This window comes from Candidatus Methylacidiphilales bacterium, assembly GCA_028713655.1.
Taxonomy (GTDB): domain Bacteria; phylum Verrucomicrobiota; class Verrucomicrobiia; order Methylacidiphilales; family JAAUTS01; genus JAQTNW01.
Genome location: JAQTNW010000035.1, coordinates 1 through 23,528, shown reverse-complemented (window position 1 = coordinate 23,528; position 23,528 = coordinate 1). Strand labels below are relative to the sequence as shown.

Annotated in this window: 14 protein-coding genes; 7 read left to right on the top strand and 7 right to left on the bottom strand. The window is 55.8% G+C overall.

From position 1 onward, the window contains the following. Window positions 1-1,066: 1,066 nt before the first annotated feature. The 3 genes from PHD76_11245 to PHD76_11235 all read right to left on the bottom strand — a co-directional run bounded on the left by PHD76_11245 (window position 1,067) and on the right by PHD76_11235 (window position 7,593). Window positions 1,067-3,259 (bottom strand): transglycosylase domain-containing protein, encoded by a 2,193-nt coding sequence (locus tag PHD76_11245; protein ID MDD5262409.1) that lies wholly within the window; start codon window positions 3,257-3,259, stop codon window positions 1,067-1,069. Between the two features lie 136 nt (window positions 3,260-3,395). Continuing rightward, window positions 3,396-4,154 carry a DUF4013 domain-containing protein gene (locus PHD76_11240; GenBank protein MDD5262408.1) on the bottom strand — a complete coding sequence of 253 codons (759 nt, stop codon included), beginning with the start codon at window positions 4,152-4,154 and terminating at the stop codon, window positions 3,396-3,398. 307 nt (window positions 4,155-4,461) lie between these two features. Continuing rightward, entirely contained in the window at window positions 4,462-7,593 is a 3,132-nt protein-coding gene (locus PHD76_11235) for an MFS transporter (GenBank protein ID MDD5262407.1), read from the bottom strand. Window positions 7,594-7,720: 127 nt separating this feature from the next. Between PHD76_11235 and lpxK the strand changes: the two genes are divergently transcribed. Further along, the gene (lpxK, locus tag PHD76_11230) at window positions 7,721-8,929 is read left to right on the top strand and encodes a tetraacyldisaccharide 4'-kinase (GenBank protein MDD5262406.1); all 1,209 of its coding nucleotides are present in this window, start codon (window positions 7,721-7,723) and stop codon (window positions 8,927-8,929) included. A gap of 50 nt (window positions 8,930-8,979) precedes the next feature. After that, a complete protein-coding gene (locus PHD76_11225) occupies window positions 8,980-9,987 on the top strand; it encodes an NAD-dependent epimerase (GenBank protein ID MDD5262405.1) in 1,008 nt (335 codons plus the stop codon). 123 nt (window positions 9,988-10,110) lie between these two features. Here PHD76_11225 and tsf read toward each other — a convergent pair whose 3' ends face one another. Then, window positions 10,111-10,716, bottom strand: a complete 606-nt coding sequence (gene tsf, locus PHD76_11220; GenBank protein ID MDD5262404.1) for a translation elongation factor Ts — start codon at window positions 10,714-10,716, stop codon at window positions 10,111-10,113. A 21-nt stretch (window positions 10,717-10,737) separates the two neighbouring features. Further along, on the bottom strand, window positions 10,738-11,484 hold the full coding sequence (gene rpsB / locus PHD76_11215; GenBank protein ID MDD5262403.1) for a 30S ribosomal protein S2: 747 nt from the start codon (window positions 11,482-11,484) through the stop codon (window positions 10,738-10,740). Between the two features lie 278 nt (window positions 11,485-11,762). Between rpsB and PHD76_11210 the strand changes: the two genes are divergently transcribed. Genes PHD76_11210 through PHD76_11200 form a run of 3 tightly spaced genes read left to right on the top strand, consistent with a single transcriptional unit; the run spans window position 11,763 to window position 14,357 of the window. Further along, the gene (locus PHD76_11210) at window positions 11,763-12,167 is read left to right on the top strand and encodes a BlaI/MecI/CopY family transcriptional regulator (protein ID MDD5262402.1); all 405 of its coding nucleotides are present in this window, start codon (window positions 11,763-11,765) and stop codon (window positions 12,165-12,167) included. After that, on the top strand, window positions 12,164-13,735 hold the full coding sequence (locus PHD76_11205; GenBank protein MDD5262401.1) for a M56 family metallopeptidase: 1,572 nt from the start codon (window positions 12,164-12,166) through the stop codon (window positions 13,733-13,735). Before PHD76_11210 ends, PHD76_11205 begins: the two co-directional genes overlap by 4 nt. A 7-nt stretch (window positions 13,736-13,742) precedes the next feature. Next, a complete protein-coding gene (locus PHD76_11200; GenBank protein ID MDD5262400.1) occupies window positions 13,743-14,357 on the top strand; it encodes a SurA N-terminal domain-containing protein in 615 nt (204 codons plus the stop codon). A 42-nt stretch (window positions 14,358-14,399) separates the two neighbouring features. Here PHD76_11200 and PHD76_11195 read toward each other — a convergent pair whose 3' ends face one another. Beyond that, on the bottom strand, window positions 14,400-15,980 hold the full coding sequence (locus tag PHD76_11195) for a sigma-54 dependent transcriptional regulator (protein MDD5262399.1): 1,581 nt from the start codon (window positions 15,978-15,980) through the stop codon (window positions 14,400-14,402). A 38-nt stretch (window positions 15,981-16,018) separates the two neighbouring features. Beyond that, a complete protein-coding gene (locus tag PHD76_11190; protein ID MDD5262398.1) occupies window positions 16,019-17,707 on the bottom strand; it encodes a hypothetical protein in 1,689 nt (562 codons plus the stop codon). An 87-nt stretch (window positions 17,708-17,794) separates the two neighbouring features. On the opposite strand from PHD76_11190, the gene PHD76_11185 reads away from it, so the two are divergent. Together PHD76_11185 and PHD76_11180 are read left to right on the top strand one after the other, a co-directional pair. Next, a complete protein-coding gene (locus PHD76_11185) occupies window positions 17,795-19,333 on the top strand; it encodes an exosortase/archaeosortase family protein (GenBank protein ID MDD5262397.1) in 1,539 nt (512 codons plus the stop codon). 139 nt (window positions 19,334-19,472) lie between these two features. Beyond that, window positions 19,473-23,528 (top strand): autotransporter-associated beta strand repeat-containing protein (locus tag PHD76_11180; protein ID MDD5262396.1); only part of this gene is annotated, 4,056 nt, incomplete at its 3' end.

The following is a 23,528-nucleotide window of genomic DNA, read 5'->3' as shown; positions in this document are numbered from 1 at the left end:
ACGATGTGGGTAGTGGCTGGCTGAATATGATCACCATCGCCACGCGATACAGTCTTGATGAGGCGCTTGTTCTCAGGTCATATCTGGAGGGCAGCGGGATTCCGGCTTTTATACCCGACGAGTTCATGGCGCAAAATGCATGGACTACGATCACTGCGATTGGGGGCATTCGCATTCAGGTCCCTCCCGAGCATGAGGAAGCTGTCCGCGAACTTATCGCTTCCGCCAACGCATCTGCGAGCGATGCTGTTTCGCCCGTACATTGCCCCTATTGTGATTCCACCTCAGTCACGCCGAATGACCTCTCGAAAAGAATGGCTTTATTCTCCATCATAATTTTCTCATTACCCCTGCCCTTCGGGCGGGACAATTACATTTGCAAGAGCTGCGGAAAAAAGTTCAAAAAGCCAAAAGCCTAACAAATGGAAACACACTTGTCAGTTTTCGATTATACACAAGTCATCGATTTTGTTGATGTGGAATCAAAATAGTGGATCGCCACGGCCCAGGATGGGCCTCCTAATGAACACTTGTGGCAACATGTTAAAATGCAGAATCTTATAACGAAAATCATTTTGACCATCAGGCGACATGGAGTGCGGTGGCAAGCCGGAGGCGCGACACCGCTTTGGATTTTCCGCAAAAGTGCAACTCCGACATGGGGTCGCGAGTAAAAAGCGTCCGCCGTGGCGGACGCACTCCAAAATTTCCCGTTCATTCCCGCTCAAAAAAGCTGTTTTGAGCGGGAATGAACTGGAGGCCTACCGCAACGCAGTAGCGTCGTTCAGCCCAGGGTTGGCACGAGTCTGCGAGGGCCTACCCTGGGTATCTGTAAAAATATCCCCAACTCTGAAGGAGTTGTGGTATCATGGCTTGCGTGAAGACTGGCCGGAACCGCTTTCAGGGTTCGGGATGATTTTTTTATTTTACCCAGGGTAGCTCGTTCCTCGCAACCCTGGGCTGAAAGGCGAAACGCCGTTGGCGTTTTAGCTAACATCCTATCTTTCAACATATTGTCACCTCTGTTCATTAGGAGGAGCGTAGCGAGCGACAATCCAGAAATCCTTCAATCCACCGGCTGGGCTTTGGGCGGAGGGTTATCGGGATTATCCGTATTGGCAGGCTGTGGCTCGTCAGGATCGGGTTTCCAGAGCACATCGACAGCGCGTTGCCACCAGGGCTTGGCGGGATTCTGCATTTCCGCCAGGGCCTGGCTTGTATTTTGATCCAACCGGGCGAGGGCGTTGTTGCGCTGGTCGTCGCGGACGTATTCCGACTGCCCGCTGACCGAGGACTTTGAGAAGAAGAAGAAAACTTTTTCCTCCTTCTTTTGTTGTTGGAGGGAGACGCCGGGTGGTGGAGCGAGGGGCCGGGGTTTATAATTATCATTGGCCAGTTTCATGATGGAGGCCCAGGTCGGCACAGCCAGCCGAGCGGCATAGCCGCCGGGGATGACGGTCTTCGGATGGTCCAGACCTATCCAGATGGCCGCCGTGATCTCGCTGGTGTATCCGGCAAACCAACTGTCGCGGTACTCGTTCGTCGTTCCGGTCTTGCCCCCGATGTCTCCCGTCAATCCAAACTCGCTGCGCAGGAGCTGGGCGGTGCCGTTATCGACAATGCCCTGCAGCAAATGGCTGATCTGAAAGGCGATCTGGGGTGACAGAACGCGCTTCCGTTCGTCCGTGTGCTGGAATACCAGGACGCCATCGTGCGTTTCGATTTTATCAATCAAGTGCGGTTTGATCCGGACGCCGAGATTTGGGAAAATGGTGTAAGCGGTTGCGAGCTCGAACGGCGAAACCTCGCAGGAGCCTAACAGACTTGAGGGAAATGCCTGCGGACGGACTCCCGTAGCCTGTTCAAACAAATAACAAAAATTGTCCAGGCCCGAGCTCAATCCGGTGCGCATGGCGGCATAATTGTCGCTTCGTTCCAGCGCCTGCCTGACAGTGATGAACTCCGGGTCGGGTCCCACGGGGACGACGGTGTCATCCGGTTTCCGAAGATCAAACGTGCTGTGGTCGATTTCCGTAAATGCCGTGAAATCCAGCGTGTTGAAGGCATTAGAATAGACAAACGGTTTTACCGTCGATCCGATCTGGCGGCGGGCGAGCATGGCCCGGTTGTAGGGGCTTTCATCGAAGTTGCGTCCGCCGACAATGGCGAGGATCCCGCCATCCGCGTTTGAAATGGCAACGAAGGCCGCCTGGAGATAGTCGGGCGTTTCAGATTCGCTTTGGCGGCCTGCAAGGTATTGGGCGCGCGTAGTATGGGCGTACCCGGACATGCGCTCGATGTTTGACAGGGAGCTTTCAATGTTTTGCTCGGCCGCCTTTTGGAAAGCGAGATCGATCGTGGTAAAAATGCGCAGCCCGCCACGGTAGATATAGTCCTGTGTTAGGAAAGAGGGCAGTTCAGCGAGGGCGGCGGCTGTCACATAGGATCCCGGTTTGTCCATAAGCGGCCGGAGGGTGAGAGGCTGGCGGTTGCAGGCATCGGCCGTCTTTTGGTTGATATAGCCGGAGTTTACCATGCGCTCCAAGACCTTGGCCCTCGCCTCGCGGGCCTTGGCCGGATTTTTCCAGGGTGAAAAACTGTTCGGGCCGGCGATGATCCCGGCGAGCATGGCGCTTTCGGAAAGGTTCAACTCATCCGGCGTTTTGCCGAAATAGGCGTCGGCAGCCGCGCCGATCCCGTAGAGGTTGCCGCCGAAGTAAATGCGGTTGAGATAAAATGTGAGGATCTGGTCCTTGGAAAAAACAAATTCGATGCGCAGGGCGAGGAAGGCTTCCCTCAACTTACGGTCGAATGTGCGGGCGAACATGCCGGCGGAGTTGCGGGCCAGTTGCTGGGTGATTGTGCTGGCGCCGGAGGATATCCGTCCTTTGAACAGATTGATAAACAGCGCGCGGGTGATGGCAATGGGGTCAAAGCCCGGATGATACAGGAAACGTTCATCCTCCTTGGCAATGACCGCTTTGCGAAGCACATCGGGAATCTGGGAACTCCTGATCAGGATGCGGTTTTCATCGTAGAGCCGTTGGATGACGTAGCCGTGGCGGTCATACAGAATCGTGGTCTCGGGCATGTGCGAGATCTTTTCCATATCAAACGACAAAGCCCAAATCGAATAATAAAGAAAAAATGCGGCTGGAACGGCAAGGAGCAAAACCAAAACCCATTTGGCAAACGGATGGCGTTTAATCCAATCCAAAAAAAACAAGGATTTGCCCACCCGCCGCCTGAATGCACTCATGGCGAAATTATACCCTGCTTGCCGCCCGCTAAACACGCGAAAATTGCGAAAGAAAAAGGTACGGCAAGGGACGGATTCGTCCCGTGTGCGAACAAAGATTCCTTTTGCGTCATTTCACGGGAAATCGCGAGCAGATCTAGCGGGCGCGCTTGCGGGGCGGGATGCGGGTTTTGGGCTTTTGAACCGGCCTTTTAGCGGTACGGGCGAAGATGGGGCCGAACCAGGTGTCCACCAGGCAGAGGCCGAAAACGGCGGCAAAGGGTATGGTAAAAAAGAGCGAAGTGGTGACGGCATTGACGCCGACGAGGAAAGCCGAGGTGATAAGATAGTCAGGCAATCCTGCATTGAGCATCCGCCAATTTTCCTTGTAGTTCAAGGCGCAATTCAAAACGGAAGCGCCGTCCAACCACCGGCAGCAAGCCACCGCGCAAAAGGGTATGACAAACAGCATGATGGGTGGAAGGAAAAGGGGCAGCAGCGCCTGGGGCATGTCCAAGAGCCAGATAAAAACAAGGTAGCACAGCCCCATCCAAAGGGCGGCCGGAAGGATCAGGGTGGTGATGGCGAGTATGAGCTTGATTGATCCTTCTTTGGCGTAGCGTGGAAGCCGGTGGATATTCCAATCCGGCAGTTGTTTCCCCTTGCCCGTGCGCGCGCGGCGCAAGACTTCATAGGTAAATCCGAGTGGGAACCAGAAACTCAGGATATTAAAGGCCAGAGCGCCCAAAAAAGCCGGTCTGACCCAGTCGGGGCCCACGCCTGCGAAGTAACTGGGGGCTAGCGCAAGCAGGAAGGGGTTGATGAGCAGAAAGCCGGCCAGCAGTATTTTCCACGGCCAATTCTTGTCACCCAGGATACGGGTGAAACCATTCTTGATATCTTCAAAGCCTTGCATCACAAACCCATGCCGTAAAATCGTGTAATCGGCAAGCAGACAGTTGAATTATTTTTAGCGGATGAGGTAAACGACATTGGCCGCGAAAAGGCGCAAATTGCACAAAAGAAAACAAAAAGTTTTTACCGTAGGTAGGCGCTGATTCGAAAACAGGATTAGCGCGAGGGCGTAAAGAAAAGGACTCCGAGAAAACAATCTGCTTGTTGCTTGCTTCCATTCTTGCGTGTTTTGCGACTTTTTGCGGCCAATTCTTTGTTTGAGATTTTCGTGGTTCAACGGAATCCCCTTTTATGAAAGTAAATCCGCATTAATTCGCGGGTGTTTCCGTGTTATGAATCAAACGGGGTGGAATGGAAGCACGCGGAATCGGTCCTTCAATATAAAGAAAACCGTCATCGTCAAAACGGGCAAGGTCGCCGGTCAGCAGCCAGCCATCGTGGAGTATTTCGGCGGTCTTGCCGGAATCATTCAAATAGCCATGGAAAACATTGATGCCTTTGATGGCGAGCATGCCGGTTTCAGTCAACGCCAATTCCCGTCCGCTGCCGGGTTCAAAGAGTCGGACTGCAATGCCCGGAAGCAACGGTCCCGCCGAACCCGCCCGGCCCCCTTGTTGGTGGCTGTCTGCGTCCGGGTGGGGATCGGGCAGATTGAACGCCACGACCGTCGTGGCTTCCGGCAGCCCATAGCCTTCCAGGACCGGGATGGAAAGTTTTTGCCAGTTGCTCTCCATCAAATCCCGCGCGGGTTTTCCCGATTCCACGATTGCGGTCCGTACGCTGCTTAACTGTGCCGGATCCAGTTGATTGGCGCAATCTGCCAGGGTATCAGTCGTCGCGGGCAGGAGCGTGACTTTTTCGCTGTGTACAGCATTTCCAAGAACTGAGATATCAAGTGATGAAGGGACGGTAACAAGCCGAAGGCCCTTCAGCAAAGGCAGCCAGAGGGTCATGGTCAAACCCACGCCGTGAAAGAGGGGAAGGCAGCCTAACAATACATCATTTTTTCGCAGGATATTGACGGAATCCACCTGGTTGATGTTGCCAAGTATATTCGCGTGAGTCAGGGGCACGGCAAGGGGCGCGCGCGAGTTATTGTTAGTGAACAGCAGCGCGGCTTCATCCCCGCAAGGCTTGTTTTCGATCCCTGGAAGGTTGAGGACGCGGCGTGGAGGCAGCAATTGCGCGGTTGCGGCATCGAGCAAAATCCGGGTTTTGCCGCAGCTTGAAATCAAATCCGCAATATCCAAAACCGAACGGAGGTAAGATTTGAAACGGCCGCGGTTGCCTTCATCCGTAATGAGGGTTTCAATGCCCGCGCTTTGCAGCAATGCCACTGTTGCGTTTTGTTCCAGGCTGGGATCGAGATGGACCGGAATTTTTCCAGAAAAAATACAGGCCAGGCTGGCCCACACAGCGCCCGCTCCGGGTTGCAAGGCAATGCCAACGCGCTTGCCGGGTGTTTGTGCGATTGAACGGCTGAGCGCCAGGGCCGTGCCCAAAACGGAGGCGCGCGAATAACTTTTGCGGGGCGTGCTGCAGTCGATGAGGCAGGTTTTCCAGGGCCTTTGGCGCAAGGCATGGATGATCGCCAGTCCCAGAGACTGGGTGACTTCGGGCCGGAAATGAAAAGCCGCTTCGCCCAGATCAAAGATTCGTTGCTTCAGCAGGGAAGCCGTGGCGGCATCCGGCGGGACCGGTTTGCCAAACGAGACCGTGGCCGCGTGCGGGACCCTTTTTGGGAGCTTGAAAAAATAGCGCCCCCCGGTGAATGAAAAGATGGAGCCCCAAAGCGAATCCAAATGTACCGGCACAACCGGGGCTCCCGCCCGCCGCGCGATGAGTTCAAAGCCTTTCCTGAATCCCATGATCTTTCCGGTATGCGTCAGTTCCCCTTCCGGAAAGATGCAAACCAACTCGCCTTGTTGCAGCTTCGCGGCGGCTTTTTGAATGGCGTCCTTGGCTCGCAAGGGGGAAACCGGAATGGCTCCCGAAATCCTCAAGATCCATCCGAGCAACGGCACCGAAAAAAATTCGTCAAACGACATGAAACGGATGGGGCGCGGGCAGGCCAGTTGAAGCACGATGGCATCGACATAGCTGACGTGATTGCAGACGAATAGTGCGCCGCCGGAGGGGATATTTTCCGCACCGAGAACACGCACGCGGTAGATCACGCGTCCCCAGAAGCCGTGCAAAAAGCGAAGCATGCTTTCCGGAAGCAGAAAGATGATGCAAAGGGCCACGAGCAGCGTGGAAGGAACGAGGGCCAGCATTTGGGACCTTGATGAAAAATGCAGGATGTTTGCCAAAAGCGCCTGGTAGCCGACGGCAGCGATGCCTCCCAGATTGATCAGCAGATTGGCGGCGGCCAGCACACGGCCGCGCCGGTCCTCGGGCGAGCGGTCCTGCAGAAAAGTGTTGAGGGGGACGATAAACAGGCCGGAGCAAACCCCAAGGCCGAGCAGCCCCACTTCGAACGCGGAAGTTTGCGCGGGCGCAAAAGCGAGATATACGAGGCCGATTGTCAAGCCGATCCCGCCAACCGGAACAAGACCCAGTTCCTGCCGGTGTTTGGAGAAATAAATGACGATTGTCGAACCCGCGATGACTCCCATCCCCAACAAGGCCAGAAACCAGCCGCTGGTCAGGGCGGCATGGCTGGTGCCCGGGTACAGATCGCGCCCGACCTGGATCAGCACGAGATAGAGCGCCCCGCCGAGCGCATAAAAATAGGCGACGCCGATTGCGCAAAGAAACAACGAGCGGTTTGACCAGAGGTTGAAAAGATCGCGAAAATGGCTCCAAAACAATGATGGATTAAAAGGGTCCTGCGTTTTTGAGCCGCCGGTTTCCGTGCCGCGAAAAACCAGGATGGAAAGCCCGCAGCCGGCTGACAGGCAGGCAAAAGCGATGGTGGCGCCTGTCCATGGATTTCGGAAATGTGTGTTGAGCCTGTCAAAAAGCCAGCCGCCGCCAAGGCTGCCGAGCAGAATCGCGCAAATGGTGAGCGACTCCATCAAGCCGACCGCGCGGCCCAGTCCCGCGGAGCCGACAATTTCCTTTAAAGCCCCCTGCTTGGCCGGCGAAAACAGGCAAGCCTGGCACGCGAGAAAGAAAAACACGGCGATGGCCGGTTTCAACTGGTGAAAATACAGCGCGCCGGTGAGGATCAGGATCAGAAAGCCCTGCAGGTAGAGGGCCCGGCGCAGGACTGTCTTTTTCGGAAACCGGTCGGCGACCCAGCCGCAAAGCGGCGAAAAGAGGGCGAAGGGCAGTACGAGCAAGACTGCGAGCAGGTCCGTCACCCAGTCGGCCTCGGTTTTGGAAAGGATAAGAGGAGCCGCGCCGATGAGGACCAGCTTGGCGGCGTTGTCGTTGAAAACGACCTGGGTCTGGGCGATGAGAAGCCGCCAGAGTGAAGACTGGGATGAATTCATAGTTTTAAATGCCACAAACAGCCCGGATTATTATCACAGGATGCATGGAATATGAACCGTTAATAAATTTTGAATTATCGGGCAAAACAATTCATCATGTCCTCCAACCCGCCGCAATGCGGATTTTATGGCCAATAAACCCTTGGAACAACTGGAGCAGTTTGCCATTGAGGTCATTCTCGAACGGCACAAGGGTTTGAGCGCCCGGCTCCTGCTGATTTTTTTGCATCTGCTCTCGTTTGTCTATTGCCGGATTGTACGCCTGCGCTGGTGGTTGTATGACCGTCGGCTGATGCGCTGGCATTCCGTCGGTTGCCTGACGATCAGCGTGGGCAACCTGACCGTCGGTGGAACCGGGAAAACCCCCATCGTGGAGCAATTTGCCCGGAGCCTGACCCAGGCCGGGCGGAAAGTGGCGATTCTCAGCCGCGGCTACAAAAGCCTGCCCAAGCCCTTGTTGCAACGCCTGAGCGAGCGGCTTTCCTCCCCCTCCACGCACAATCCCCCGCGTGTGGTTTCCGATGGCCGCTCGCTTTTGCTGGACTCCGGCCACGCCGGTGATGAACCGTTCATGCTGGCGTCCAACCTGCGCGATGTGGTTGTACTGGTGAACAAAGACCGCGTGAAAAGCGCGCTGTACGCCATTGAGCATTTTAACGCCGACACACTGTTGCTGGATGACGGGTATCAATATTTGCCGTTGAAAGAGCGCTTGAACATCGCGCTGGTGGACCGGCAGGCGCCGTTTGGCAACGAATATTTGTTGCCGCGCGGGACCTTGCGCGAACCGCATGATCATTTGAAACGGGCGGATGTGGTCTTTATCACAAAATGCGACGGGTCGGATATTTCCGAACTGAAGGCGAAAATCCGAAAATACAACAAACATGCGGAAATGCTCGAATGCGCCCATCATCCGCTTTATTTGCAGGACCTTTACTCTGCGGAGCAAAAACCCCTGGATTACCTGATGGACCGCGAGGTGGGCGCGTTGGCGGGCATTGCCGTGCCGGAAAGTTTTGAAGGCGGCCTGAAGCAGCTTGGGGCGAAGATTATTTACAGCCGACATTATGCGGACCATCACCGGTTCAATGACCAGGAAGTGCTCAACGCCATCAACCGCACCCGGACGCGGGGCGGGCATGCGTTGATCACCACGGAAAAAGACGCCGTGCGGCTTCCGCGCGTGAACCGCCATGATCTGCCGGTGTATTTTTTGCGGGTGGAAATCCGGTTATTGAGCGCAAAGGAAAGTTTTCACGACTGCATCCTGCGAATCTGCCAGTTGAAGGAAAAACCCGTCCTTCATCCGCCACTATTTTATCCGGTCGGTTAAAAAGCTTTTCCATCCTCCATCCCCCGCTATGTTTGGGGACTTATTTCATCATGAAAGTTCTGGTTACAGGAGCTGCAGGGTTCATCGGTTATCATACGGCTGCCCGCCTTATAAAGGAAGGCGCGGAAGTGCTGGGTCTGGATAATCTCAGCCCCTACTATGACGTCCGCCTTAAACGGGCGCGCCTGGAACAACTGGCGCCCCATAAAAATTTCCGTTTTGTCGAAGCGGACCTCAGCGACCGGGAGGCGATGGAATCGCTGTTTCGGGCTGAAAAATTCAACCGCGTCATCCACCTGGCCGCGCAGGCGGGTGTGCGCTATTCGCTGGCGAACCCGCATACCTACGTCCAAAGCAATGTGACCGGCTTTCTGCATGTGCTTGAAGGTTGCCGGCACCATGCCGTTGAGCATCTGGTCTTTGCCAGTTCCAGTTCGGTTTATGGCCTCAATACCCGGATGCCGTTTCATATCTCGGACCCGACCGACCATCCGATCAGCCTTTATGCGGCCACGAAAAAATCCAATGAGATGATGGCCCATGCCTACAGCCATCTCTACAAAATGCCCGTAACCGGCCTGCGCTTTTTCACGGTGTACGGCCCCTGGGGCCGCCCGGACATGGCGCCCTATCTTTTCACAGATGCGATTTTACACGGCAAGCCCATCAAGGTCTTCAATGAGGGGAAAATGAAGCGCGACTTCACCTGCGTCCATGACGTTGTCGAAGGCGTGCTGCGGATCATGGAATTGATTCCGAAACCCAATCCGTCCTGGCCTTCCCAAAATCCGGACCCCGCAACCAGTTCGGCCGCCTACCGGCTTCACAACATAGGACATAACCAACCCGTCGAACTCATGCGCTTCATTGCCTCGATTGAATCCGCGCTGGGTAAAAAGGCAGTGTGTGAATTCCTGCCCCTGCAGGACGGGGATGTGGTGGAGACATTCGCCAACATCGACAGCCTGCAACAGGCCTGCGGATTCACCCCCAAAGTCACGATAGAAGACGGCATGGCCGAATTCTGCCGCTGGTATCGCAGTTATCACGGCTGTTAGGGATTTTACAATGCCCCTGTGCCCGGCTGCTGCACTGAAGGGGGCATCAGCCGAAACGGTTGCGGATCAAATAAGGCACATGAGACTCAATGCTCCCGATAAAACTTCGGGAGATTAGTCCGCTCAGGAGGATTCGCCGACGGCAAAGCGCGCAAACCGCTTGATGATGATGTTCTCGCCGATCTCGCCGATCTTTTCGTTCACCATGTCGCGGATTGTTTTGTTCTGGTCCTTGATGAAGGCCTGTTCCATGAGGCAGACCGTGGAAAAATATTTATCCACCTTGCCGTCCGCGATCTTTTGAATCACGGCTTCCGGCTTGCCTTTGACCTGGCCTGCGGCGATTTCACGTTCGTTTTGAACAACGGCTGCCGGCACTTGTTCACGGGTGACGTACAAGGGATGCGCGGCGGCGATTTGGAGGGTGATATCCTTCACAAACTCGCGGAAGTTGTCGTTCTTGGCCACGAAATCGGTCTCGCAGTTGACTTCGAGCAGGACGCCGACCTTGCCGCCGAGATGAATATAGCTGGCAATAAGGCCTTCCTTGGCTTCGCGGCTGGCTTTTTTGGCGGCGCTGAGACCGAGTTTTTTGCGAAGGATCTTTTCGGCTTCTTCCAGGTTGCCTTTGGCTTCCTCGAGGGCCCGTTTGCAATCCATCATGCCCGCGTTGGTCATGTCGCGGAGTTGCTTGACGATTTGGGGATCAACTGTGGCTGCATTGCTCATAAAAATATCTCGATTCAAAAGTTAGGCCGAGACCGCCTCCATGTTTTGTTTGGAGGAATCGGATGAACGGTCCTTTTTGCCGCCGCCGCCGGCGTAACCCTCTTCCACGGAAGCGGCGAGGGTGTCCATGATGATGCGGATGGAGCGGATCGCGTCGTCGTTGCCCGGGATCGGGTAGGCAATCTTGCTCGGATCCGCGTTGGTGTCGGTCAGGGCGACGATCGGGATGTTCAAACGGGCGGCTTCGAGCACGGCGATGTCTTCGCGGACGATATCGACAATCACGATGGCATCGGGGTAACGCGCCATGTCCTGGATGCCGTCGAGGTTGCGGTGCATCTTGGAAGCTTCGCGGCGCAGGGCTGAAACTTCCTGTTTCGGCATGCCGTTGAATTTTCCGGAAGTTTCCATCTGGTCGATTTCGCGCATGCGGGCCACGCTTTTGCGGATGGTGTTCAAATTGGTCAGGGTGCCGCCGAGCCAGCGTTCGGTGACATAGAAGGCGCCGGATTTGATTGCGGCCTGTTTGACCGATTCCTGCGCCGGCTTTTTGCAGCCGACAAACAAAATCTTCCCGCCTTTTGAGGCGATTCCCCGGAGGAAATTGCCGGCCGCTTCCAGTTGCTCGGCCGTTTTGTTCAGGTTGATGACATGAATCCCGTTGCGGGCTTCATAAATATAGGGCTTCATTTTCGGGCTCCACTTGTCGGTCCGGTGACCAAAGTGAACGCCTGCTTCCAGCAACGCTTTCGCGTCTATTTTCGACATACCAATTCCTCGGGCTTATGATCCCGCCGCGGCGGGACTTCGCTTTCTAGCGAATGTGTTTTTGTTGTTGTGTCCGCTGAACGGACGTTTTTATCCCCATTTCCATAAAACGGGAAAGTGAGAGGCTATCCTCTGAGATTCATTTGCCAAGCGGAAAGTACTGCGGTTTTAAGTGCCGGGGGGTTCCTGTCCCAACGGCGGGTAAAACCGGTTCTGTTGAAATCGGAAGTGTATTTTGGCATTGACTCTGCTAAATCTACTATGGTAAATGATCGCGCATGCCCAATCGCCAGCAGAAGGATCGAAGCCATCGTTTTGGCAAATTGCAACTGCGCATCATGAGGCTCTTGTGGCGTCAACGCATGAATGCGCGCGCCATTACAGATGAACTCAACTCTGAAAGAAGCGAGGCGCAGACCGCCCACAGCACCGTGCAGACACTGTTGCGAAAGTTGGAAGAAAAAGGAGCCATCTCCCATGAAGTTAAGGAGAGAACTTTCATCTTTTACCCATTGGTGCGTGAAGAAAACGCGATGCAGAAAGCGACACAGGATTTCGTACAGAGAATTTTCAACGGCTCCGTACCCGGGCTCGTTTCGTATTTGCTGAAAAGTGAAAAGCTGTCGCCGGATGAACTAAGAGAGATTAGGAAATTGGTTCAGGAAAAGGGGAAAGTGAAATGAGCACGCTGATTTTTGTATTTATTACCGGAACAACACTCCTTTTGCTGTCAGGCATTCTGGCGGACCGTCTGCTGTCCCGACAGGGAGCCCTCATGCAAAATGCCTGTTTAAGAGCGTCATTTCTGGCCGTGCTTGCTTGCCCGGTGGTTTTGACAGTGGTGGGGGTGTTGCAAATACGGACATATACCGTGCCGGTTCTGCCGCCGTTAAATATGATGGATGGTTCATGGGGTGCAGTTGCAAAAAATCTTTACCCAACGGAAGGAGCCATTTCAAATTTCGCTTTGGATGTAAAAGCCAAACCCCAATCAAACTTGGAAAGGAACACAGATGTTGCAGTTACTGGCCGTCATTTTTCATTAGTACATGTGTTGATGGGGGTATGGTTCGCGGGTATCATCGTGATGCTTGCCCGTCTGGGGATTGCCTATGCGCGGGTGGCGGGCTGGCGCAAGCAAACATGGGCCGCATCGGAGCAAATTCAGCAGAAAGCCGCGCTCCTGGCGGAGAATGTGAGCCTGAAAGCGCCGGTGGTCTGTGTCAGCGATGTGGTTTCAAGCCCGGCATTGATTGGCCTATGGAACCCGGCCATCGTTCTTCCCGCTTCCAATCCCAACCCAACTTCCGAAGTTCTTCTTCACGAACTCGGCCATCTGAAACGGCATGACGCCTGGTGGCAGTTGGCCGGACATCTAACAGCGGCGCTCCTGTTTTTTCACCCATTGGCCTGGTGGACTGCATGGCGGCAGGAAGAGCGCGCGGAGGAAGTTTGTGATGATTGGGTAGTTAGCCAGACTGAGAATCCGGGCCGCTATGCCATGCAGTTGGTGGATTTGGCCGAATGCCAACTCTGCGAGAAGAGCCTGCTCACGGCCGGTATTCCCATGGCATCATTTCGCTCAGCCCTCGGCCGCAGAGTCGAACGGATGTTTGACGTCTCGAGAGTGGTGAGAACACGACTGGGCCTGCTCAGACTGGCTGGAATCGGAATGGTTGCCACAGCCTTCGTTGTCATGCTGGGAATATTGCGGCCCGTCGAGGCTGCCAATGAGCAGCAAAAAGAAGCGGCTGCAAACAAACAATCATCTCCCGTGGCGGACTCAAAGAGCCCGAATATCGGAGAGATAGAACTGGAATATGCAGGCCCCAGAAAACCCGACAAGAATTTCATTCTGGAAATAATGAGCATGAAAAAAGGAGGAGCTTATTCAATTGCAGCGGTAGCGCGGGACATCCGGAAGCTCTATGCCACCGGGCTGTTCAAGAACCTCCGCATTTACGATGAAGCGATGGCGGGCGGCGTGAAAGTTGTGGTGGTGCTCCAGCCAAACCCGTCCATAAAATCAATCCAAATTAAAGGCGCGGGTTCTCTGGCCGAAAATGACATTCTCGATGGTGCGGAAGCCGAAATTGGAAGTCTCTACAGCGACTTCGCGGCATATCGGGACGCAAAAAGAATTGAGACAACTCTCCATCGCATGGGTATTTCCAATCCAGTCGTAACACACGAAATCAAGGACAACGAGCAATTGGCGTTGGCGGATGTGACATTCACAATCAATCGTTAGAAATTCCATGGGAAAACATTTCTTACTTATCCTGGGCTGGTTTGTATTGAACAGCGGCTTGTTGAGCGGGCAGGTTGTTGATGGCATCGCCGCTGTTGTGAATGACGATGTCATCACCTTCTCGGATGTGCGAAAAAATGCGGATTCCGCAGAGCGTGGCCTGAGAGAAAAATATCCTGCTGACAAGGGCAAATTGCTCGAAGGCGTCAAAGCGGCAAGAATCAAAGCATTAAATGATTTGATTGATCGGCGACTCATAATTCAAGAGTTCAAAAAGAATGGCTTCTCTGTTCCGGAAAGTGTTGTGAATGAGAGGATCAACAGGATTGTACAAGATCAATTTAAGGGGAATTGGGATGAATTGACAAAGGCTTTAAAAGCCCAAGGCGTGCTTTATGAGGAGTTCAGGATCGATATCAAGGAAAACACAATCGTCCAAGCCATGAGGCAAAAAAATGTGGATATGGCTGCGCGTGATGAGTTAAAAGCACTCCACCTTCCCATTCCAATCACAGATGGGACACCGGAACAGCAAGAAGCCTATAGCAAAGCGAAAGAGAGAAAAAGGCTGGAGTGGACGGCAGGACTGAGGACGAGCGCCTATATAAAAGCCTTTTTCTAGCAGATAAGGAATTTCAAACGGGATACTTGAATCCTTTGTGTTCTATGCGCTCTTTCGCGGCGATGCTTGTTTCCCTTTGCGCTTTGGCGGCTTCGGTTTCGCAGGCGAACTTGTGTCAGGAGACGACACGGCGGTCGTCCCTCCATTGGTTTTAGCAAACAGCGGTTGCTTCGGGTGCAGCCCGAAGTGCATCAACCGCTCGCGCATGGTGGGGAGGGAGACCCCAAGCCAGCCCGCCGCCCGGGACTGGTTGCCGCGGGCCAGTGTGATCGCCATCTCGTAGGCTTCCTTTTCCAGCGTGTTGATCAGCGTTTGCATGATGTTGGAAGCCTCGCCGCGCGCGGCCGCTTCCATTTGCCGGCGTATGAACTCACCCAGCCCCGTTTCCTTCACGTCCCCGGCGCTGATGAAATTGAAGGCGGCGCTTTGCACATGTTCGAGCGAAACCGGATAACCTTTTGAGGCAATCAGGGCTTTGCGCACCGCATTGCGCAGTTCCCGCACATTTCCGGGCCAGGATTGCCGGAGGAGAAACTCCATCGCGTCCTTTTGGATGGACGGGCGTTCGACGCCGAATTCCTTTCCAAAATAAAGCAAAAAGGTGTTGATCAGGTGCCGGAGATCGTCTCCGCGCTCGCGCAGCGGCGGGAGATAAATTTCCGCCTCGCTCAGACGGTAAAAAAGATCCTCGCGAAATTCGTTCTTTTGGATGGCCTGCAGCAAATCCCGGCTGGTGGCGGCAATCACGCGCGCGTTGGTGGCAATATCCGATTTGCTGCCCAAACGTTGGAATCGCTTTTCCTGCAATACGCGGAGCAGCTTGGATTGCGTGGCCACCGACATCTCGCCGATTTCATCCAGAAAAATGGTCCCGTTTTTAGCCTGCTCAAAACGTCCGATCCGCGTGGAATGCGCTCCGGTAAAAGCCCCCCGTTCATGGCCGAACAGTTCGCTTTCAAGAAGGGTTTCCGGAATGGCCGCGCAGTTCACCGGAATGAAGGGCTCGGCGGAACGATCCCCGTACTGGAAGAGCGCGCGGGCAATCATTTCCTTGCCCGTGCCGGTTTCCCCGCGAATGACCACATTCATGGACCGGTCGGCGAGGCGTCCAACCTGTTTGAAAACATCCTGCATCACCTTGCTCTTGCCGATCATGGTTCCTTCGCCGGCGTCGGGGGCATCCAGCGTGACCTGTTTGCAGCGCAGGTTGCTGGCATTCCAGGCCTGGTCGAGGATTGCGAGCAAATCCTCTAACGGGAACGGTTTCAACAGGAAATCATAGGCCCCGTTCCGGGTGGCTTCGATCGCGGTGCTGCTCGTGGCAAACCCGCTCATGACAATAATCGGGAGGTGCGCCTTCTGCTTGTGCAACGCCTGGGTGATTTCCAATCCGCTCATGTCCGGCAGATGCACATCGCATAACACCAGATCGATGTTATTGTTTTTTGCCGTCTCCAACCCGCTGTGACCGTCCACGCAGCAGATCACGTCATACTGCGCGCTTTTAAGGCTCAACCGGATGACATCCGACAAGCTTTCATCGTCTTCAATCAAAAGCAGGCGTCGAAGTTCGGAAGAACCGCCGTTCGACGCCCCCAGTCGTTCCATGGAATTCTGTTGCATGAACAATTACAATTCTACCCGACTAACCTTAAACACACTTAAAGATACGGCAGGATAAGCGCCTTTTCCTCAGGTTTCAAGGCTTGTTGAGGGATAAGCCGGGCAAGGGCCCGCGCCTTTGGAACATCGCCATCAGCCCCGAGGATTGCGGCATAGACCGCCTGCCAACCCGGTTGCAGCGCTGTGAGGTCACGGATTCGGGCCGCCTCATAAACCCTTCGGGCCGTCCCTGGCTCATATTGCCGCAAATAACCCAACGCGCAAGTAACACGATAGGCCATCATGAGCGGGTTCCTGGCGAGAAGCGCCTCCCCCTGGCGGCAGGACTCCCCGATTTTTTCGCCCAGGAGCAAATTCAAATAGGCCAGGTCGTTAACCGCAGCATCCTGCCGGGCGGGTTTTTGTGAAAGTTCCAGCATCAGGTCGCGCAAGCCCCGTGTGTCTCCGGCCCGCTCCAGAAAATGGATCATTGCAAGGAATGCGGCGTCCCCCGCATCCGGCATCCGGATCAACCGCGCATACGCTTCCTTTGCCAGGTCGTATTCATGAAGTTTTTCGGCATACCCGGCCATATACCATAGGGCATCGGAGCGCCTGCCGGCTTCGTTCAGCGCCCTGGACCACAATAAATTTTTCAGCTCAGGGTGGCCCAGCTCCCGCGCGGCCCTGGCCCGGAACATGACTGCCAAAAAGGGATCGAGCGGGGCGGAATTTTTTGACAGCGCTTGATCGAGTTCCGCCCACTTGTTTTGTGAAGCCATGGCATCCGCCCAAACCAAAAACAAATCCTGGCGCTGCAACGCCTCGCCGGGGTTGATGAGCCGGGTGGCTTCGGCATAATAGTGTTGTTGGTTCAACCAGCGGCCCGCTTGCACACGCTGTCCGGGCGCCCGGGCGTCGTAATTCTTGCGGAACTGTTCCAAAAGGTCGGCGGTCCCGGCGGGGTTGGCGCGAATTTTGAGTTCCAGCAGCAGCAACCCCTTGTCCTCGCCGGACGCCGGGTACTGATCCAGAAGCCCGGTCAGCCGGGTGAACTCGGGTGAACCCGAAGGCAAAATGCGAGACAACATGGCGATGGCCGAAAGAGCCGCCGGGTCCCTGCCGTCCGCAAGCTGGCCGAGCAGAAGAGTCGCCTCCCGCACAGGGCCGGGGCCTCCGGCCTGCAACAAGGCGCGGCAGAGGGCGAGTTTGACTTCGCGGTTGCCGGGATCGCCTTCCACAGCCTTGTGGAAAAACTCCAGGCCGCGCGCGGTGTCGCCGGTGGCAAAATAAAATTCTCCGGCCAGAAAGAGATTTTCGGTTTGCTTGCCCGAATGTTCCAGCAGTCGGTTGAGCCCAACTTTAGCTTCGGGAATGCGCCGCGAGATGAGGGCGAAACGCGCATACTGCCGCAGATCTTCGTCCGTGCAGTTCCTGTCGGCCAGGAGCGAGTCCCAAAAGGCAAACGCATATTCGGAATTGATGCCGCTGTAAAGCCGGGCCATCAGGCGCAAAACTTCCGGATCCTTCGGCGCCAGCAGCCAGGCGGTCTGCGCCTTTTTCAGGGCCTCGGCGTACTGTTGTTGTTCGATCAGGCCGGCAACTTGCCTGCCAATCCAATGGGCGCGTACTATTTTTGCCCTGCGGTAAATGGGGGGAGCAAGCGCAATCCCGGCTATCAATCCAATCACCATCAGGGAACGGAAGAAAGCCCGCCGCCGGGCGGGGATTTGCGATTTGTCAGCCACGCCGCCATTCTACCCGTCCGCAGCCTCACATCCAATCGCTTTCTGTCTCGCAAATGGCCGGACTTGGGGTTCAATGGATTTGTTCTTATGTCCGGTTTTTTTCATTCTCGGCTTCGGCACCGGTCTGTTCCGGTCCTGCTTGCGCTTCTCTGGCTGATGTTGGTCAAACAGTTATCCGCGGATTGGACGCTGAATCCCCAATACAGCTACGGCTGGCTCATGCCCTTCCTGTCCGGCTATTTGCTCTGGTTGCGTTGGATGTCACGGCCGCCACCGGACAGGCCTGCTCAATTCCCGGCTTGGACGGGCTGGATCGTTGCTTTCTGTCTTTTGCCAATCCGCCTGTTGCAGGAAGCCAATCCCGACTGGCGGCTGGTCAGTTGGGCTCTGGCCCTCGTGGTACTCGCGATTACGGTATGGATGATCTATTTGTCAGGGGGCCGGAGCTGGGTGCGGCATTTTATTTTTCCATTTGCTTTCATGTTGCTGTCTGTTCCCTGGCCCACGGGACTCGAAACGGCCCTGGAACAAAACCTCATGCGCGGTGTGGCGGGGGTGACGGTGGAAGTCATGAACTGGCTCGGCGTATGGGCGGTGCAACAGGGAAATCTGATCCACCTCTCCCAGGGCGTGATCGGCATCAATGAAGCCTGCAGTGGAATACGGTCGCTTCAGTCCACTTTGATGGCCTCCCTGTTTGTCGGAGAGTTTTACCAACTCAGACCGGCGCGGCGCGGAGGATTGCTGGCCTTCGGGCTTGTGTGCGCCGTCGTTTTCAACCTGCTGCGGGCTCTTTTTTTGACCGGTTTGTGCGTGCTACGCGGACAGGCCGCTCTCGCCTCCTGGCATGATCCTGCCGGGCTGCTCATTTTATCTTTGTCCTTTGCGGTTTTATTGCTCGTCGCAGCCAGGCTCAGGACAGCGCCGGAACCACGCGACCCGCAGCCGAGAATCAAAATCCCGTCTGTTTCGCTTCCGCCATTCCGCGCAGCGGTTGTTTTGTTGGTCTGGATATTCCTGGTCGAAGTGCTGACGGAAGGCTGGTACCGGCTTCACGAACACCCGCAGCCCCATTTGGCGGAGTGGAAACTGGAGTGGCCGCCCAAGGGGGCGAGCTATGAAAAGCGCGAAATTCCGTCCGAAATCAAAAGCATTCTTCGCTATGATGAAGGCTGGCAGGGAGTCATGAAGCGCCCGGATGGAAGTACTTGGAACGTGTTCAGTTTTCGATGGAATCCCGGAAAAGGCGCCGAAACTCTCGCACGAAGCCATTCGCCTGAAATCTGCCTGCCTGCGGCGGGCGGCACTCTGCTGGAATCAGCCGGGGAGGAAGTGTTGGACTTGACGGGATTACGCCTGCCTCTTCGCATGTACACATTTCGCTGGAATGGGCGGATTCTCCATGTTTTTTATGTGCTTTCGGAACAACGCGATGTTAAAGGGCTTCGCGAATGGCCATCAGTGGATGGAAGCCGTTTTCGCAGGTTTGAGGCTGTAATCGAAGGGAAGCGGCAGCTCGGACAACAGGTTTTGGAAATTGTGGTGACGGGGTACCCGGATCTGGGGCAAGCCCGGTTGGAAGTGGAACGATACCTGCGCCAGTCCATCAAGGAATCCCGTCATTAGTTATTTTCGGACGATGTATTAAAACTTATAAATCCTCAATTTTTAGATTAGGGTTTGTTATAAGAGTCTCCATCTGATAAAAATATCCCGCACTCGGGGACGTTACGCGGGGAGCCATTCAAACAATGTGGCTCATTTTATGAAATTTAACAGCCAGCCATTCAAAGGGCTCGCGACGGCGTTTGCCGTCACACTCTGGCTGCTGGCCGTACCCACCCCCTCCAATGCCCAATTCATCTACCAGGAAAATTTCAATAATTCCACCGCACCCGGTTGGATCTTCTATGGTGGCGCTCAAACCGCCACCACCTCCTCGCCCGGCCCCCGCCTCACCTCCGGCGCCACTCCTTTTACCACAAACAACGCGGCCCCGGATTATCAAACCAATGGCGATCCTGAATTTGGGAAAACCCAGATCGATTCGCCCGGCCAGGGCTGGCTTCGCCTGACCACCGACGTCAACAACCAGGCCAATGCGGCCATTTCTGCGGCAGCCATCCCCGCAGCTGGCGCCACGGTCACCTACAAATTTGATTACACGTTTTGGTCGGGAACCAATCCCGCCGCCGACGGCCTGACCGCATTTCTCGCCAATGCAAACGTCCAGTTCGCGCCCGGGGCCTTTGGCGGTTCGATGGGTTACGCCCAAAAAAACACGCCCACCAACATCAACGGCATACCCGCTGGTTATGTGGGCGTCGGCCTGGATACTTGGGGAAACTACTCCAATCCAACCGAAGGCCGGTCTGACGGACCAGGCTTTTATGCCAACAACGCCGACATCCGCGGAGCCGGCAGCGGGTCGGGAACCATCCTGCCCGGCACCACGACAGTCAGCAATTATAGCTACCTTGGCGGCACGGCTACCCTTGCCCAGGCAAATGGCACCACGACAAACGGCATTTCCCTGGTTCCTGGCATCACAGCCACCAACAGCAACCTGAATTTCCAGTCGGCCACCACACGCCCCGACCAGGACGCAGCCCAGTATCGCAGCGCGCAGGTCATCATCGGCGCCGACAACAGCGTCACGGTACAGCTCCAATTCGGTTACAGCGGCAGTTTTATAACAGTGGCCACGGGCACGTTAAGCGGGACGCGGCCCAACGACTTTGTCGCCGGCTTCACCGCAGGTACAGGCGGCGCCACCCAAGTATCTGAAATCCGGAACTTCTCCATGAGCGTCACCGGCGCGGGCGATTGCTGGACCAATTACGAAACCTCCACCGCCAGCAACAACCAGTGGAGCGCGCTGAACACCTACAGCAACTGGACCAATAACGGAACAAGCCCGAATAATGTACGGCCAAGCACAAGCGACACGGTTTTCTTCACGGATCTGTTCGCGACCAATTCGCCCAGCATGACGATCAATGTCAGCAGCACCCAAACCGTCGGATCCATGATTTTCGGCGGCATCGATTCGTACACCGTTGGCACCGGCAGCGCGCAATTGCTCGTGATGAAGGCGCCCGCTCCGGTCACCACGAATCAAAATGCCGGGGCCGTCGCGATCTCGCGTATTGAGGTGTTGAACACTCCGACTGGCGCGGCGGACCAGACCATCGCGGCCAGCCTGCAATTGGGCAACAATCTGGAAATCGACCATTTCACCGGCACCGGATTGACCTTTTCCGGCAACATCAGCATGGGCGCGAACAACATCAACGATTTCACGGATGCCGGAACCACGACATTCAGCGGCAATATCGGGGGAACCGGGACTTACACCAAAAATGGAAATGGGACTTCCGTTTTGTCAGGCTCAAACACCTACTCCGGCCTCACCACTGTCAATAATGGCGTGCTTATTGCCGCCAATAACCTGGCCTTGGGATCGACCGCCAATGGGACCATTGTCAACTCCAGCGCCACCCAGTCGGGCACTCTCGCCCTTGCAAATAATATCACGGTTGCAAACGAAGCCCTAACTCTGGAGGGGGCGGGCTATAACGACCTCGGCGCTCTCTACAACCTCTCAGGCACCAACACCTATACCGGAAACATACTGATCGGAGCCGATTCAACCATCGCCGCCGCCGCCGGCACCACCCTTAATCTCACAGGCAATGGCGCCACCACACTGCAGACCGATGGCACCGGCGCCTACGTTCTCACGCTCGACCCGGATACGGGAGCCGTCATTAACAATACAAAGCGCATCCGTGACAATGGCGGAACCACGAGTCTGTTGAAAACCGGCGACGGTACCGCCATTTTAGGCGGCACAGGCACCAACACCTACACCGGCGCCACAACGGTCAGTGCGGGTATTTTGCGCGCAACCATCGCCACGGCGCTCGGCGCAACGGGCGCTGGCACCACTGTCAACAGCGGCGCCACCTTGGAGCTTGCCGGCAACATCACCCTGGCTGCCGAGCCCCTCACGATGACAGGCGCGGGCGTCACGAATGAAGCCTCGCTTTGGAACCAGAGCGGCAACAACACGTATTCGGGCGCCATCACACTCACCGGCGGGGGCGGCTCTGTGGGAGCCGTCAGCGGCAGCACCCTGACGATCAGCGGCATCATTTCCGGGGCCAATCAAAATCTAACCGTCCAGGGGCAAAGCGGAGGCGTGGTGGTTCTCGGCGGGAACAACACCTACACCGGAACCACCTTCCTCAATGGCGGCACTCTTCTGCTCGGCGGCAGCAACCATATCGCCAGCCAAAGCGCCGTCGTTCTGGCCAACACCGCCGGGGCGATTTTTAATGTCAATGGAATGACTGACACCATTGCAGGACTTTCCGGCGGCGGAGCGGCCGGCGGCAACGTCAGCATGGTTGGAGGCACCCTGACTTTTGGCGGCAATAATCTGTCCGTAAACTACGACGGCGTAATTAGCGGTAATGGCACGTTGACCAAAACCGGCACGGGCACCGAAACATTCACCGGATCCAACACCTTCACGGGAAGCCTCAATATCACCCAGGGTGCCGTAGCCATCGGGGCCGGCAACATTTTTGCCAACACCATGACCCTGAACCTGGGTTCCGCCACCTTGAGCACCAACGGCTTTTCCGATTCCATCGGCGGCTTCAGCAAGAGCGGCGCTTCCGTGATCGATTACCAGGGAACCAGCGGAGGCATTCTGACCTTCAGCAGCGTACTTGCATCGACCGGCACGATGTCCGTCAACAACTGGATCGGCACACCGTTCACGACTTCGTCGGCATCCACCACAACCGGCTTCTTTGTAACCCAGGGCAGCATCACGGCCACCATGTCCACCCTGGCGGCAAATACCACATTCACCGGCTGGGGGTCTCCCTCCGGTTGGAAAACAGTGACAGGCGGTTTTGAACTCGTCCCCGACCTCAGCGGACTCTCGCGCTGGAAAGGCCCGAGCAATACCTGGCCAACCGCAGGTGCCTGGACGGGCGCTGTGCCCAACGGGGTCGGCGCAGTTGCCTATTTTGGGGATGACCCAACCACCGGTGCGCAAACCGTTTCGCTCAGCGGCACGACAACGGTCGCCACCATGATCCTGAATGGGACAGGAACCCACAGCTACACTTTCGCCGCCAGCGGTGGCAATCAGACCCTCGTCTTTGACCAGACGGGGACCACCAGTTCCGCCTACCTGACAGTCGCGGGCAGCAATGCCAACATCATCGGCAGCAGCAGTACCAGCGGGCAATTGGTCAATATCCAGATGAATGACAACCTGGCCATCATCAATAACTCAACGGCCGCGACAGGTCTGACTCTTGGCGTCGCAGGCACGAGTGCAACGCTCAATACCAATGGAAAGATCCTAACTTTCTCGGGTGACAGCGGCACGGTTGTCAACGACATCATAACCAGCACGGGATCGCTCGTCCTGAACGGGCTGGGCTCTGTTTTGTTGAACGGCGCCGATACCTACACCGGCGGCACCACCCTGAATAACGGCGCCCTTCAGATTGGCAACAACGCAGCGCTTGGCGCCGGCACCTTCACGATCAGCGGCGGATCTGTACAAGCGTATGGCGCGGATCGCACGATCACCAACAGCGTGGCCATCAACAATTCCTTTACCGTCACAGGTTCCCAAAACCTGACCCTTTCCGGCACCCAGGCGGTCACCATCAGCAGCAACATCACCCTGACCACCAGCAGTGGGGCGGGGCTTACGTTTGACACCAACAAAGACCTGAAAGGCAGCGGTGGGCTGGCCAAACAGGGCGATGGCTCCCTCACCTTTCTCAGC